16 protein-coding genes are annotated in these 15378 nt (G+C 30.9%); all 16 read right to left on the bottom strand.

Annotated features, from left to right (window positions below; genetic code table 11):
* Window positions 1-31: 31 nt before the first annotated feature.
* Complete coding sequence (locus FC55_RS03190) at window positions 32-694, bottom strand: thiamine diphosphokinase (protein ID WP_003699969.1); 663 nt, start codon at window positions 692-694, stop codon at window positions 32-34.
* Window positions 691-1605: a ribosome small subunit-dependent GTPase A gene (gene rsgA / locus FC55_RS03185; RefSeq protein ID WP_003699968.1), complete on the bottom strand. Its 915-nt coding sequence runs from the start codon at window positions 1603-1605 to the stop codon at window positions 691-693. The genes FC55_RS03190 and rsgA overlap by 4 nt, the downstream gene beginning before the upstream one ends.
* Before the next feature lie 45 nt (window positions 1606-1650).
* Window positions 1651-3354, bottom strand: coding sequence for a Stk1 family PASTA domain-containing Ser/Thr kinase (gene pknB / locus FC55_RS03180; protein ID WP_003699966.1), 1704 nt, complete (start codon window positions 3352-3354; stop codon window positions 1651-1653).
* On the bottom strand, window positions 3354-4097 hold the full coding sequence (locus FC55_RS03175) for a Stp1/IreP family PP2C-type Ser/Thr phosphatase (RefSeq protein ID WP_003705984.1): 744 nt from the start codon (window positions 4095-4097) through the stop codon (window positions 3354-3356). The genes pknB and FC55_RS03175 overlap by 1 nt, the downstream gene beginning before the upstream one ends.
* 12 nt (window positions 4098-4109) lie before the next feature.
* Window positions 4110-5447 (bottom strand): 16S rRNA (cytosine(967)-C(5))-methyltransferase RsmB, encoded by a 1338-nt coding sequence (gene rsmB / locus FC55_RS03170; protein WP_003699964.1) that lies wholly within the window; start codon window positions 5445-5447, stop codon window positions 4110-4112.
* Window positions 5437-6393, bottom strand: coding sequence for a methionyl-tRNA formyltransferase (gene fmt, locus FC55_RS03165; protein WP_003699963.1), 957 nt, complete (start codon window positions 6391-6393; stop codon window positions 5437-5439). The genes rsmB and fmt overlap by 11 nt, the downstream gene beginning before the upstream one ends.
* Window positions 6394-6410: 17 nt before the next feature.
* Window positions 6411-8831 carry a primosomal protein N' gene (priA, locus tag FC55_RS03160; protein WP_258413366.1) on the bottom strand — a complete coding sequence of 807 codons (2421 nt, stop codon included), beginning with the start codon at window positions 8829-8831 and terminating at the stop codon, window positions 6411-6413.
* Between the two features lie 6 nt (window positions 8832-8837).
* Entirely contained in the window at window positions 8838-10037 is a 1200-nt protein-coding gene (gene coaBC, locus FC55_RS03155) for a bifunctional phosphopantothenoylcysteine decarboxylase/phosphopantothenate--cysteine ligase CoaBC (RefSeq protein WP_003699960.1), read from the bottom strand.
* 144 nt (window positions 10038-10181) lie between these two features.
* The gene (rpoZ, locus tag FC55_RS03150) at window positions 10182-10379 is read right to left on the bottom strand and encodes a DNA-directed RNA polymerase subunit omega (protein WP_003699958.1); all 198 of its coding nucleotides are present in this window, start codon (window positions 10377-10379) and stop codon (window positions 10182-10184) included.
* Between the two features lies 1 nt (window position 10380).
* Window positions 10381-10998, bottom strand: a complete 618-nt coding sequence (gene gmk, locus FC55_RS03145) for a guanylate kinase (RefSeq protein WP_003699957.1) — start codon at window positions 10996-10998, stop codon at window positions 10381-10383.
* Between the two features lie 121 nt (window positions 10999-11119).
* Window positions 11120-11974 (bottom strand): phosphotransferase, encoded by an 855-nt coding sequence (locus FC55_RS03140; protein WP_035149704.1) that lies wholly within the window; start codon window positions 11972-11974, stop codon window positions 11120-11122.
* 155 nt (window positions 11975-12129) lie between these two features.
* A complete protein-coding gene (locus tag FC55_RS03135; protein WP_003699954.1) occupies window positions 12130-12483 on the bottom strand; it encodes a Spx/MgsR family RNA polymerase-binding regulatory protein in 354 nt (117 codons plus the stop codon).
* Window positions 12484-12507: 24 nt separating this feature from the next.
* Window positions 12508-13710, bottom strand: coding sequence for an FtsW/RodA/SpoVE family cell cycle protein (locus FC55_RS03130; protein WP_003699953.1), 1203 nt, complete (start codon window positions 13708-13710; stop codon window positions 12508-12510).
* A 71-nt stretch (window positions 13711-13781) separates the two neighbouring features.
* Entirely contained in the window at window positions 13782-14003 is a 222-nt protein-coding gene (locus FC55_RS03125; protein ID WP_003699952.1) for a DUF2969 domain-containing protein, read from the bottom strand.
* Window positions 14004-14014: 11 nt separating this feature from the next.
* A complete protein-coding gene (gene yidD, locus FC55_RS03120) occupies window positions 14015-14278 on the bottom strand; it encodes a membrane protein insertion efficiency factor YidD (RefSeq protein ID WP_034983417.1) in 264 nt (87 codons plus the stop codon).
* Window positions 14253-15239 (bottom strand): rod shape-determining protein, encoded by a 987-nt coding sequence (gene mreB / locus FC55_RS03115; RefSeq protein WP_003699950.1) that lies wholly within the window; start codon window positions 15237-15239, stop codon window positions 14253-14255. Before mreB ends, yidD begins: the two co-directional genes overlap by 26 nt.
* Window positions 15240-15378: the final 139 nt, after the last annotated feature.

The following is a 15378-nucleotide window of genomic DNA, read 5'->3' as shown; positions in this document are numbered from 1 at the left end:
TTAGCATCAGTTCTTTTTGACAAAGAACCTTTTAATCTTTACTTTGAATAACACAAAGTAGTCCACTTTTAAAACTAAAGCTAGCTTTATCCCCTACAAATTCATTACTTGCTAATGCAATGGGATAAGTATAATTAGCATTATTCAATTTATATTTTTCATCATATAAATTTAAATCTTTAATTTCTTCCAATGGTATGAATGCCAAGTAATCAAAGTTTTCCTCTTTATTTATAGTATACTTACCAGGCAAAAAGAAATTTATAATATTTCTTCTATCAATAATTTTTATTTTATCTGCATAAAATCTAAATTCTGGTTTTAAAACAAACATTATATTAGCCAATAAGTGATCTATTCTTCCACCTGTAGCTCCATAGATAGTAATTTTTTTAGGATGATATTTATCTATTGCTAACTTTACAGATAATTCAGTGTCGGTGTAGTCTTTTTCTGGTTTAAAAGTTATTAATTTAGGTACATTTTCCTTCACTAATTCTATCTCTTCTTCACTAGAAGAATCAAAGTCTCCGACTGCAAATAGTAAGGATTGGTGATGTTTAACCAAATCTACTGCACCTTTATCCGCTCCTATCCAATGATCTTCACTAAAACTGCTTTTCCAAAAGTTTTCAGGTAATTCTTCACGTGGTCCACCAACCAAAATATTTATTGTCATTTCATTGTCCATCATTTATACCTAACCTTTTTATTAGCTAACATATCTTGAAATTGTACATAATTAATGTATCTATTTTCCAAAATTTCACCCTTGTTTACTGCATCTTTAACAGCACATTTAGGTTCTTTTAAATGTAAGCATCCTCTAAATTTACAATTATCTTGATATTTAACAAAATCTGGATACATTAATGGTAATGTTTCTTTTGTTATATTTAATAACTCAAATGATGAGAATCCTGGTGTATCAGCAATCATTACACCATTAATATCTAATAAAGTTACTTTTCTTGTCGTATGTTTTCCTCTACTTAATGCTTTAGAAATCTTACCTGTTTCTAAATTTAAATCTGGCTTTAAATCATTAAGTAAAGTAGACTTACCTGCTCCAGTTTGTCCCATCACAACCACTATTTCATTAGTTAAATCACTCATCAAATTATTTAATACATTTTGTCTGTTTTCATTTTCAAATGAAATATAGCACGAATAATACTTACTATAATAATTAAAGTAAGATTCAAATTTTTCTCTTTGTTCTTGGTTTAACAAATCTGCTTTTGAAAAAAATAAAACTGGTCTTACATTATTACTTTCTAACATTACTAACTGTCTGTCTAATAAATTTGGAGAAAAATCCGGCTCTACGCACGCCGAAACAACAATAGCTGTATCTATGTTAGCTATAGGCGGTCTCACCAACTGATTCTTACGAGGATAAATTTTTAATATATATCCATCACCATTGTCGTCAATTTTAAAGTCTACCCAATCACCAACTACTGGTGTCATTTTCTTTTTCCTAAAATTTCCTCTTGCTCTTGTTCTATACTCTTTATCTTCTGCTAAAACATCATAATATCCACTTAGTGATTGCTTTATGCGCCCTTTTGTCGTCAAAAAATATCCTACTTCCTTTCTCATTAATATAAAAAAGTGGAGAAATACATCCTATATTTCCTCACTTTATTATTTAGCTAACACAACAATTACTTGTGATCCTCTCTCAACAATAGCATTGGGTGCCGGACCTTGTCTCACAACTTCACCACTTTTAAACTTATCAGATGCCTCGTACTGAAAAACTACATCTATATTCTGTTGCTTAGCGTAACTTTCAATTTGAGATTTATTCATCCCACTAAACATTTTTAACCTAAAATGAATGGGACCTTTACTAACTGTAAATGTAACGGTTGTTTGACTCATAACAACAGCAGCACTTGGCTTTAAACTTTGAGATGTTATTGAATCTTTAGCAACGTCATCAGTATACTTCAACTTCTTATAAACATGTACACCTTGATTTTCAAGTCTCTCTTTAACATCATCATAATTTTGTCCGCGATAATCGCCAAATGGTTTCTTATCTGGTCCCTTAGATATTACCAAACCTACCGATGTTTTTTGCCGTACATTTGATCCCTGCTTAGGATTAGTACTAACTATTTGACCATAATTATATAAATTTGAATATTTTTCCGTAACTTTACCTTTTTCTAATTTCTTGTTATCAAGAATGCTTTCAGCTTGCGTTTGAGTCATTCCTCTTAAATCTGGCATAGTAATTACTTTGGGAGTTGTAATTAAAGCAAAAATCACAACCGAAATAACAATTAAAGCTAATATTATTGCCCCAACTGTAATACCTCTTTTTTTTCTGCTCCACTTTTGTTTTTTCTCTCTAGTCTTAGTAGTTTCTTCGTTCTTTTTTATAGCATCTTCTGAGAGAATTAAAGTTTTAGTTTCATCTAAATTTTCGTCAATAAAACTATCTTTTATTTGAGGTAATATCTTTGTTTCTTCATCAACAAAATTTTGCGGTCTCCATACTTTTTCGTTTTTTCTATCTTCATCTAAAACTGTTCTTAAATCATCCGCCATTTCTGCCACTGTTTTATATCGGTCATTTAAATTTTTAGCAGTCGCATGCAATATGACATTCTCTAGGGATTGTGGAATATTATTATCATAATTACGAACAGATGGCATATCATTACGATAATGCTTTAAAGCTACAGAGATAGCTGTCTCTCCTTGGTACGGAACTTCACCAGTTAACATTTCAAACAAAATTATTCCCAAAGAATAAATATCGGATTGCTTAGTTACCATACTTCCTCTTGCTTGTTCAGGTGAAATATAATGTACTGAACCAACTAATGTATTAGTCTGAGTCATTGTAAATTCCGCAACTGCAACAGCAATTCCAAAATCAGTAATCTTAACTGTCCCATTCTTATCAATTAAAATATTTTTCGGCTTTAAATCTCTATGAATTATATTGTGTGCATGCGCATCCTCTACAGCCGATAAGATTTGTTCCATAATTTCTATTACACGTTCGTATGGAAGTTTATGATTTTTCTTTATGTATGCTTTTAAATCCATACCATCTACATATTCCATAACTAGATACTGCATACCATCATCTGTTTGATCAATGTCATAAATGTTAACTATATTAGGATTAGTTAATTCTGTTAATGACATCGCTTCTCTATGAAATCTTCTCAAAGAAGCAGGATCATTTTGTAAATCTAGTCTTAAAACTTTCACCGTAACTGGTCGATTTAAAATTAAATCATCAGCTAAATAAACATTAGCCATTCCACCTTCACCTAGAACACGTCGAATCTTATAACGACCATTCAAAACGTATCCTGGTCCCATTAATATTTCACCTCTTCATCAAACGACACAAGTAATACAGAAATATTATCATTTCCTCCTGCTCTATTAGCCTCATCAACCAATCTTTGACATTTATCAGGTAAAGATTCAGATATATTTAATAAACGTTCTAACTTCGTATCTTCAACCATATTAGTTAAACCATCTGTACATAACATCAAAATGCTATTTTTAGTAATTTGAAAAAATTCTTCATCTAATTCTGAATTTTCCGATATTCCTAAAGATCGTGTAATGATATTCTTTTTAGGATGATGCTCAGCCTCTTCTGGACTTAATTCACCCTCTTTTATTAATTCATTGACTAGAGAATGATCTTCTGTAACCCTAGTAAGATTTCCTTTTTCTAAAATATATCCCCTACTGTCACCTATATGTGCTAGTAAAAATTCTTGTTCAAATATGATAGCTACTACTAATGTTGTTCCCATACCACGTAAATCTTTATAGTGAAGAGAATTTTTTAAAATTAAACTATTTTCTTCATCTACTTTTTTAGAAAGCCAAGTACTTGCTTGAGAAATAGAAAAAAAACTTGTTTCACTAAAGTAATAGCCTAGATGGGATACTGCCATTTCTGAAGCTACTTCTCCCCCGTTATGACCACCTAATCCATCAGCCACAATTACCATTACTGCTCCAGCTTTATTGACAAATTTTCCAACATAGTCTTCATTATTTTTTCTCATTTTTCCTAAATCACTTAAATATGCAATCTCCATACTCATCAACTCCTATTTTTTACGTAGCGTTGCTATAAAGAAACCATCCGACATGTAATCATCTGGATATATGGTTAAAGAAAGTGTATCTCTTTCATCTTTTAATTTATTTTTTGTATAAGTCTTTTCTTGAACAAACTCTGGATGCTTTTTAAGAAAATCATCAATAACTTTTTGATTTTCAATATTTAAAATTGTACATGTACTATAAGTCAAATATCCACCTTTTTTTAATAAAGGTGCTACTTTTTCTAAAATATTAACTTGAATATCATGTAGACTATATGAGTCAGCCAGCTTTTTTTCATATTTTACTTCTGGTTTTCTTCTCATTAATCCTAATCCAGAACAAGGTGCATCTACTAAAATTTTATCAAATTTTTCCGAATCAAACTCCGTTATCGCCTTTCTCGCATCTAATTGTTTAGCTGATATTTTAGATATTAATCCTAATTTATTAGCATTTTCTTCTATCAATTTCACCTTATGTTTGTGAATATCTAAAGCCCAAACTTTGCCTTCACCTTTCATTAATTTTTCAGCTATTTGTGTTGTTTTACCACCAGGAGCAGCACAAGCATCTAGAACTATATCATCTTTTTGAATATCCATACTTTCAACAGCTAACATTGCACTTTCATCTTGAATTATCATCTTTCCATTTCGAAATTCTGAACTCTTTGGTAAGAAGCCTCCATCTACTATTAATGCATCTGGTGTAACTTCACTTTCTCTAATCGTATAGCCGTCATTCTTTAGTTCATTTACTAAAATTTGCTTGTTAACTTTATAAGTATTAATTCTTACACTATGCTTTGGAGAAGTATTTATTGTATCTAATATCGACTCAACTTTAGTAATTCCTAATTCCTTAATTAATTCTTCCACTAGCCACTTAGGGGTACTAGTCCCTATACTCAACCTTGTAATATCGTTATCAATTTCATTAACTTCTCTCAAACCATTTCTTCTGATTGAATGTAACACACCTGTAACAAATTTTCTAATACCAGTATGACCCTTAATTTTTGCTATTTCAATAGATTCATTAAATACAGCTCGGTCTGGAATTTTATCTAAATAAACCATTTGATACAATGATACTAATAATAATTCCTTAACCCATAATTGTAACCTGTTTGCCTTCTTAATAAATGGTTCTAACCAATATTCTAAAGTTAACTTATGTTGTATTACTCCATAAACAATTGTTGTTAATAATTTTGTATCTTTAACAGAAAGGTTATTTTCTTCTATCACTTTATTTAATGCTAGATTTGAATATGTACCTTGACTTTCAACTCTAGTTAGTAATTCAACTGCTAGTAATCTAACTGTCTTATTCTTCATCTTCAATTATCCTTTGTCCAATTTTTAATCCTTGTCCAACCCCATTTAAATATGAAGTTATATCCATTTTTTGTTTACCTGCCGGTTGTAATTCAATAATTGAATAAACAGTCCCATTATATGCAGATACTTTTAGCTCATGCTTATCAACATTCACAACGTATCCTGGAGCGAATTCTGTTTTTTCTTCAAGTGGTTTAATACTCCATAACTTCGTTCTCTTTCCTTTGAAATTTTTAAAATAAGCTCCAGGTGCTGGGCGTAATGCTCTCGTCTTCCAATCAATTTCTTTAGCTTCTAAATTTAAGTGTAAAATTTCTTCTTCTGGTTTGATATTAGGTGAAAAAACAACTTTATTTTCATCTTGTTTTACAGCTTCAACATTACCAGAAATAATTTTAGGTAATGTTTCTAGAAGCACATCTCTTCCTAAAATACTCATTTTTTCAAAAATAGTTCCAGTATCATCTGTAGATTCTATTTTTAATTCAGCTTGAGCTAGCATATCCCCAGCATCCATTTTCTTAACCATATAAATAATAGTTACACCTGTCTTATCATCACCATTCATAATTGAATATTGTACAGGAGCACCACCTCTATATTTAGGCAATAATGATCCATGAACATTAATTGCAGCAATTTTTGCACTTTCAATTAATTTTGTTGGTAAAAATTGACCGTATGCTGCTGTTACTATTAAATCTGGTTGTAAGTCTATTATTTCCTGCATTTCATCACTGCCACTTAATTTTACCGGTTGAAATACTTTTATACCGTACTTCAAAGCAACTTCTTTTACAGGTGAGGCATGTAGTACTCTCTTTCTTCCAACAGGTCTATCAGGTTGTGTGACCACAGCTAAAACATTATAACCATTTTCAATAATTCCTTCTAAAATTGGTGCAGCAAAAGCTGGTGTTCCCATAAATACAATATTTGTCATAATATCACGTCCTTAACTTAATTAAATTTCAATGGTTCTCTATCTATCACAATTTGTATACCTTCTCTTTCAATTCTTTGACTTGAAAGAAGTAAATCTTGTAAATAGTTAATTAATTTTGTTTCTTTTTTATATTTAATAACAATTTGATAATAATAACGATTATTTATTTTAGTAACCGTCTGTGGAGTTGGACCCAATATAATAGTTCCTTTAGAGACATTCATCCTTACTTCATTATTTATTTTAAAAATAGTTCTAGCCGTCAATGACTCTGAATTAGAACTTACTGTTATCTTTAATGTATAGTAATACGGTGGATAATTTAAATTATGTCTAAGTTCCATTTCTTTATAGAAAAAATTTTCATAATCGTGATTCTGAGCTAGTTTTATAGCATAATGATCAGGATTAAAAGTTTGAATAATAACCTCTCCATCTTTATCAGCACGTCCAGCACGTCCACTAACTTGTGTTAAAAGTTGAAAAGTTCTCTCACTTGCTCTAAAATCCGATATTCCAAGTGATGTATCTGCATTTAAAACTCCAACAAAAGTTACATTTGGAAAATCTAGTCCTTTAGCTATCATTTGCGTTCCAAGTAAAATATCAGCCTTTCCATCTCCAAATGTTCTTAATAGTTTCTCATATGCTCCTTTTTTTCTAGTTGTATCTACATCCATTCTCAAAATTCGGGCTTGTGGAAATAGACCTTTTAGCTCTTTTTCAATTTTTTGTGTTCCAGTACCATAATATCTTATTTTTTTGCTACTACAACTAGGACATTCATATGGTATTCTCGTTTCATATCCACAATAATGACACTTTAAAGATCTGCTATCTAAATGAACTGTCAAAGAAATATCACAGTTAGGACACTTTATTACATAACCACACTCTCTACACATCATAAACGTCGAATACCCTCTACGATTTAATAGAAGCACTATTTGTTCCTTTTTATCTAATTTTTCCTGAATTGAATTAACCATTTTAAGAGAAAAATCTGGAATTGGAGAGGTTTTTACTGCCTCTCTCATATCAATAATTTGCACTTTAGGTAGCTTTTGATTGTTAACTCTTTTAGTTAATCTTAACCAATCATATACTCCTTTTTGTGCCCTAGCTCTAGACTCTAGTGATGGGGTTGCACTCCCAAAAATAACTGGACATGAGTGGTATATTCCACGCCATTTAGCAACATCTTTTGCATTATATCTAGGCATTTCATCTTGCTTGTAACTAGATTCATGTTCCTCATCCACTATTATGACTCCTAAATTTTTCAAAGGAGCAAAAATAGCAGATCGCGCTCCTACAACTACCTGTGCTTCTTCTCTCTCTATTCTTCTCCATTCATCGTATTTTTCTCCTATAGAAAGCCCACTATGCAAAACTGCAACTTTGGTGCCAAACCTAGCTCTAAATCTTTTTACCATTTGCGGTGTTAACGATATTTCAGGAACCAATACAATAGCTGTTTTCCCTTGATTAAGAGCAGTATCTATTACTTGTAAATATACCTCTGTTTTTCCACTTCCTGTTACCCCTTGAAGCAAAGACACTCGCGCTTTATCGTTTTCGATATCATCATCTAATTTTTTCACAACTTTACTTTGTTCTTGTGTAAGCTTATGCTTTTTTTCATAATAACTCTTATAGTTAGCAAATGGATCGCGATATTTTTCAACTTTTATTACATCTATCCATCCTTTTTCACTAGCATTTTTTATATCAGCATTAGTAAAATTATATTTTTTCCTCAATTCACTTTGCCGTATTTTTGACCCCACAGGAAACTCTTTTAATGTATTTAGTAACTTTTTTTGTTTGCTGGCATTAGGTGCAATACTTCCTAACTCATTCTCATACTCTTGTAAAGATAATTTTGTCTTAATCACTGAGACTAACTTTGCTTTAGCCTTATTTTTTACAATGTAGTCTACTTTTATTTTTCCTTGCTTTCTTAACTGTAATAATTTATTTATCGTACTAGAATTTACTTTTTTATCACTATCTAATAAATCAGATTTGCCTGAAAATAGCTCTTTAACTTTCTCATCTTGCTCTCCAATATAAGTAAACTTTCGCTCATATTTAGCTTTCATAATACTTGGAAGCATTACTTGAAGACACCTAATTTTGAATGAAAAAGTATACTTTGACAACCAATCTGCAATTTCCAGCATTTCCTCATTCAATACAGGTTCTAAATCTAATACACTATCAATTTCTTTTATATTATCTATATTTTCACTACTAGACTTAAAATTTATAATAAATCCCTGAATCAATCTGTTTCCCTTTCCAAAGGGAACTACTACTCTCATTCCTTTTTCTAGTTGTCCCTGCAAATTTTCAGGTATTTTATAAGTAAATGGTTTATTAGTTTGCATTGTAGGTACATCTACAATAACTTCAGCAAAATTTTTTAAAATTTTAAATCACTCCTTAGACATAAGTTTTTCAACAATTACATCCAAAATTTTATGACTTAATTCTTTTTTATTAGTCTTAGGTAACTTAATAGGACTATTTTTCAAAGTAAATAGTGTTACTTCATTATTATCATTTCCAAATCCTATATCTTTTCTAGATACGTCATTTCCAACAATCATGTCCGCATGTTTGGAAAGTAACTTATTTTGAGCATTTTCATATAAATTATTCGTCTCAGCAGCAAATCCTACTAATATTTGTTTTTCCTTAACTGAGCCCAGTCCTTTTAAAATATCAGGATTTTGTACCAATTCTAATGTTAACTTTTCTCCAGTTTTTTTAATCTTGTTATTTGCTACTTTAGCAACATGATAGTCAGAAACAGCTGCTGCCATTATTGCAATATCGGCAGTTTTAAATTCTTCATTCATTTTTCTTTCTAATTCTTTAGTTGTTTTAATTCTGTTGATTTTTACACCTGGGGTTGCCAACAAATTAGTAGGACCACTTACTAATGTAACGCTTGCTCCACGTTCGAATGCTGCTTCCGCTAAAGCGTAGCCCATTTTTCCACTCGAATAGTTAGATATATACCTGACAGGATCAATTGGTTCGATTGTACTTCCAGCAGAAATAACGACTTTTTTACCAACTAAATCTTTCTTTGAATTTATTTTATTAATAATCCACTCAATGATCTCTTCTTCTTTAGGCAATCTTCCCTTACCAGTATATCCTTCAGCTAACATACCTGTATCTGGAGACATTATTTTTACACCATCATTTATCAAAGTTTGCATATTTCTTTTGGTAGCATTGTTCAATAACATTTTCTCATTCATCGCTGGAACAACAAATTTCGGCGTATCTATTGCTAACAGTGTCGTAGTAATAAAATCATCAGCTATACCATTAGCCATTTTTGCTATTATGTTTGCTGTAGCTGGTATAATCAAAGCAAAATCAGCCCAATCAGCTAATTCAATATGTGGTATTGGGTTATCATCCGTTATCTCAAATAAATCAGTATAGACTTTTTCATGTGTTAAAGCTTGGAATGTATATGGAGTTATAAATTTTTGAGAAGCTTCACTCATAGCTACTTTTACTTTAAATCCTTTTTTAATTAAGCCTCTAACAACATTTGCTGCTTTATAAACAGCAATTCCACCTGTTAAAAATACAGCAATATTTTTTCTCTCCATAAAGACTTCATCCCTTCAAATTTCTATCAATATCATAGAATAAATCTCATATACTATATTATACCAAGTGACATACAATTTCATTATAAAAAAGCCGTGGAGAACAATCTCTACGGCTTTAATATAGCTACTAATTATATATAATTAGTCTTCCTTAATTTTAACTTTACCAGCAGCTATTTCTTCTAATGCATGTCCAATATTTTTTGGTGACTCATAGTTGGATAATAATTCTGGGGAACCAGCATCTAAATCGTGTGCACGCTTAGCAGCTAACATAATTAAAGAATATCTAGAATCAACTTGTTCTAATAAATCATCTACTGATGGGTATAAAATCATTTTAATTCAACTCTCCTAACTGTTTTCGATAGTCTGGCAAGAAACGCTTTACTCTCCAGCGTTCTGCTCTAATTATTGTTTTAATTTTTTCGGCTGCCTTCTCAACTTCGTCATTTACAACAGCATAATCATAATTTTGCATCATTTCTATCTCATCTACTGCTTTTTTCATACGTTTATTAATAGTATCAATATCATCAGTACCTCGATTAATAATGCGCTGTCTCAACTCCATCAAATCTGGTGGTGTAAGGAAAATAAATAAGCCATCCGGAGCCTTTTCTCTAACTTGCATAGCACCTTTAACTTCAATCTCTAAAAATACATCCTTACCACTATCAAGCATCTCATTAACATACTTCAATGGAGTACCATAATAATTATCTACGTATTGTGCATACTCTAGCATTTGTCCAGCAGCAATTTCTTGTTCAAATTCTTCCTTTGATACAAAATAGTAATCTTTACCGTTTACTTCTCCAGGACGCATTTCTCTTGTTGTCATAGAAACAGAATAATGAAATTTATTACCTGGTTGTGAAAATATCTCTTTTCTGACAGTTCCTTTTCCAACACCTGAAGGGCCAGAAAGAACAATCAACATACCTCTTTTAGCCATGAATTAAAAAACTCCTATTTAATATGTACTAAAATTAATAATGCACTATCTTCATTATAAATGCAAGTAAACTTATCAAATTTTTATTAATATATAAATTACCAGTCATAAAGTAGCCGTATTACAATTCTAAAAAGCCCTTATCTTCCCTAATAGCTACTAACATATCATCAGCCATTCTCCCAAATTTTTTCTCAGGATGTGATAGATGAAAATTCAATATCTCTAATGCTGTTTTAAATAATAATACACTTTGAAGAGTTTCACTAGGAATTTCAAATGGTCTATTTTCTCTATAGCCCTTCAAGAAAGCATTTCTTAAATCCAAATCTTTTACTTCATTAAAAAAGAACTTCACAAAATCTTGATATGCTACTCCAATACGAGAACGTTCAAAATCAATTAATATTACTTGATCTTGATATTTTTTTATATTCCTAATACTAAAGTCACCATGCAACACTACTCTTGGTAATAATTCATACTCCAATTGTGCTTTTTCAAGACGTTCTTTAATAATTTTATTTACAACATTAATATCATCTATATATTCTGTGTTTTGCAGCGTTTTTACTAAAGTATCTATTTGTTCACCTAATGAATTTTTATCTTCATAAACAGATACATTTCCTGTTAATTTATTATGGAAATCTGCTAATAAATTACCATATAAATAAGCTTGTTCTCTAGAGATTTTTTTCTTATCCGTGTCCTCTAATTGTCTATCCTTAAGAACTACTACATAATTATCTTCAAAAATCACACTATCTAGATAAATCTCAGGATAATATACTTGATTTACATGTTGTTCAGCGTAAAACATATCTTTATTACTAAAAATCTTAACAAATAAATCTTTTTTATATAATTCACTATATCCAGATAAATGGACATTACCAGCAATATCATGAATATTTTTTAATTTTGCCTTATAATAATCATTTAAAAATTCTATCAAAAAATCTATTCCATCCATCGTGCCTACCTCCCCATAATTTCCTTCTGTCATTATTGTATTAAAAATTAGATTGCACCACAAGTAAATTATCATATTAATCTAATAAAAAAATTCGAACCATAATTATTAGATTAATAAATTATAGTTCGAATTTTCAATTTTAGAATTACTTTTTATAAAAATTCTTTGTACTTTTCTTCTTTAAAGCCACAAAGCACACTACCATCATCTTTTATTACTAAAGGTCTTTTGATTAACATTCCGTTGTCAGCTAACAACTTTGCTTTTTCTTCGATTGATAACTCCTTCAATTTATCTTTTAGATTCATTGTTCTATATAAGTTACCACTAGTATTAAAGAAATATGTTACCTTTTTTTCTGTATCTTGTAACCATAACTTGAATAAATCTTCCTGAGGTCTTTCTTCAGTAATCTCATAATATTTATAATCAATACTATGATTATCTAGCCATTTAATTGCTTTTTTACATGTACTACATTTTTTATAACAATAAACCTTTAACATAATTTATTCTCACCTCAGTATGTATTAACGAAATTCCTTACTACTGCTAAACATATAGCTCTTATTATGGTATCTCATGGACATTATTAATCCTATACCTATCATGTTTGCAATTAAAGCAGATCCACCTTGGCTTATAAATGGTAGAGGAATACCTGTTAATGGTAATAATCCAATACTCATACCAATATTTTCAAAAACGTGGAATAAGATCATCATAATAACACCTGTAGAAATATACGCATAAAATTCATTTCTAGTATCAAAGGTAACCTGAATCATTTGGAAAATAAGTAATAGATATATAAAAATCAAAATGCATCCACCAATGAATCCAAAATTTTCACCTATAACAGAAAATATCATATCCGATTCTCTAACAGGAACATATACATTAGAATGATTAAATCCAGTACCAAATAACTGTCCTGATCCAATAGCTTTCATACTTTGCCATAATTGATAACTATTACCCGTAGTGGATGCAGATGGGTTCAACCAAGCTTCAATTCTAGCAAATTGATAGGCTTTGAAACCTATTGCCATTAATAAATTTCTCCCATAAACAGCTAATAAAATACCTGCGGTTCCTAAGAAGGCAGCACCTCCAAAAAGAGGCGCTAATATCTTCCAAGAAACACCTGAAACTAAAATCACACCACTGAGAATAGCAAAGAAAACTAACATTGTACCGAAGTCATTTTGTAATTTCAACAATACAGCAACCGGTAATGTCCATAGAGCCAACTTTCCTATTAAATTCCAATCTGTTTTAATAGTATGTTCATAAAACTCTGCATTATGCTGTGCAACCACCCTACCTAACATTAAAATATAGGCAGGTTTCATCACTTCAGACGGTTGAAAAGTCAAAGGCCCGAAAGCCAACCAACTTTTAGCCCCAGTCTTTAAAGCATAAGCTCTACTATAAAAAATCAAAACCAAAACTAACAAAGTAATACCTAAACCATACGCAATAGGGGCTACTTTCCACAATTGTTCAGCATCAAACTGCATAATAAATATAATTGCACCTATCCCTATTGCATACCACATAGCTTGAGAAATAAGTGTTCTTGGTACACTCATTGTACTAGTGTCATGACTTGCAGCAACATAAATTGAAAGCATTCCTATTATTGCAAGAACCATAACAGATAGAATGATTCCCCAATCTATTCGTGCGTCTTCTTCTTCACGACGTTCTCGCGACTGTCTATCCTGCACTACTATCCTTCTCCTTTGTCTAACAAATTAGTTATATTGGTACGCTATTAACTTTTACTGTTCGTAGCTTATTATCTATGCAAATGATATTCTCTTAATAAAATTTCCATTGCTTCAGCTTGTGAACTGACTCTAAAAGTTTCACCATTTTTCAATTCTGCAATATATCTTTTTCCATCTTGCAAAATTCTACCGATCACTTCTTGATCCTTAGTAGTTAGTTCTGTAATTGTATTATTATCAACAATTTTTTCGACTTCAAGTATTTCAATATTCTTTTCTCGTTTCGACACAAAAAATCCTCCTACTTATCATCATTTCTAAAAATTGTAAACTTCTCCGGAACAACATCTACTCCACCCTCTACAAATGGATTACATCTCAAAATCCTAAAAATCCCCATTATAATTCCTTTAACAACACCATGCTTTTTTATTGCATCTATTGCGTAGTTAGAACAAGTTGGATAATATCTACACGTTGGTGGAAACATAGGAGAAATATACTTTTGATAACATCTTATTAAGAATATTATTCCCTTATTAATTTGATTTTTCAATATGGTCAAGTAATTTTCCTGTTCCTAAAGCAACATCATCCAATGGAGTTTCTGAAATCATAACTGGTACCTTCAAATTCTCTGAGAACAACATGTCTATTCCATCTAACAACGCACCACCACCAGTAATAACAATTCCTCTATCAATGATATCTGAAGCTAATTCTGGAGGAGTCGTACTTAATAGATCTTTAGCAGCAGAAATCATAGCTTGCATCGTATCATGCATTGCTTCTTCCGTTTCATCAGAAGTCATCGTAATAGTCTTAGGTAATCCATCAACTACATTTCTACCACGTACACTAAATGTTTCATCTCTGTGTCCTTTTAGTACAGAACCTATTTCCATTTTTACTTTTTCAGCAGTTCTTTCACCTATAATTAAGTTATGTTTATTTCTTACGTAATTTGCGATATCACTATTTAATTTATCTCCAGCTGCACGTAATGAACGACTTACAACAATATCTCCTAGTGATAGTACTGCTATATCACTAGTCCCACCACCGATATCAATTACCATATTTCCATGTGGTTGGAAAACATCTAAACCTGCACCAATTGCTGCAACTTTAGGTTCTTCTTCCAAGTATACCTTACTACCACCACCAGATTTTTCCGCTGCTTGTCTAATTGCTTTTCTTTCAATATCTGTAGTGTTAGTAGGACAACAAATTAAAATGTTAGGACGAGACATGAAACCTTTAACGTTTAATTTTTTTATAAAGTAGGACAACATTTGCTCAGTCATATCAAAATCAGCAATTACTCCATCTTTTAAAGGACGAATTGCACGAATATTACTAGGTGTTCTACCAACCATTTGATATGCTTCAGATCCAACAGAAAGAACCCTGCCACTCTTAGTATCTATAGCAACAACTGATGGCTCATTAAGGACAATACCTCTACCTTTAACATTTATTAAAACATTAGCAGTACCCAAGTCGATACCTATATCCTTCACCATAAGAGAAATCTCCTTTTACTAAATTTTATTTATCAAATTAATAATATATCTAGCTTATTATACCATAGACAAGATTAAATTTTAATTTTAATTCCTATTTAAAAACACTAAAATACCGTTAAACCATCTTATTTGATTT

It is taken from the genome of Ligilactobacillus salivarius DSM 20555 = ATCC 11741, assembly GCF_001435955.1.
Lineage (GTDB): Bacteria > Bacillota > Bacilli > Lactobacillales > Lactobacillaceae > Ligilactobacillus > Ligilactobacillus salivarius.
The sequence above is the reverse complement of the archived record's forward strand: the minus strand, read 5'-3'. Positions and strand labels throughout refer to the sequence as shown.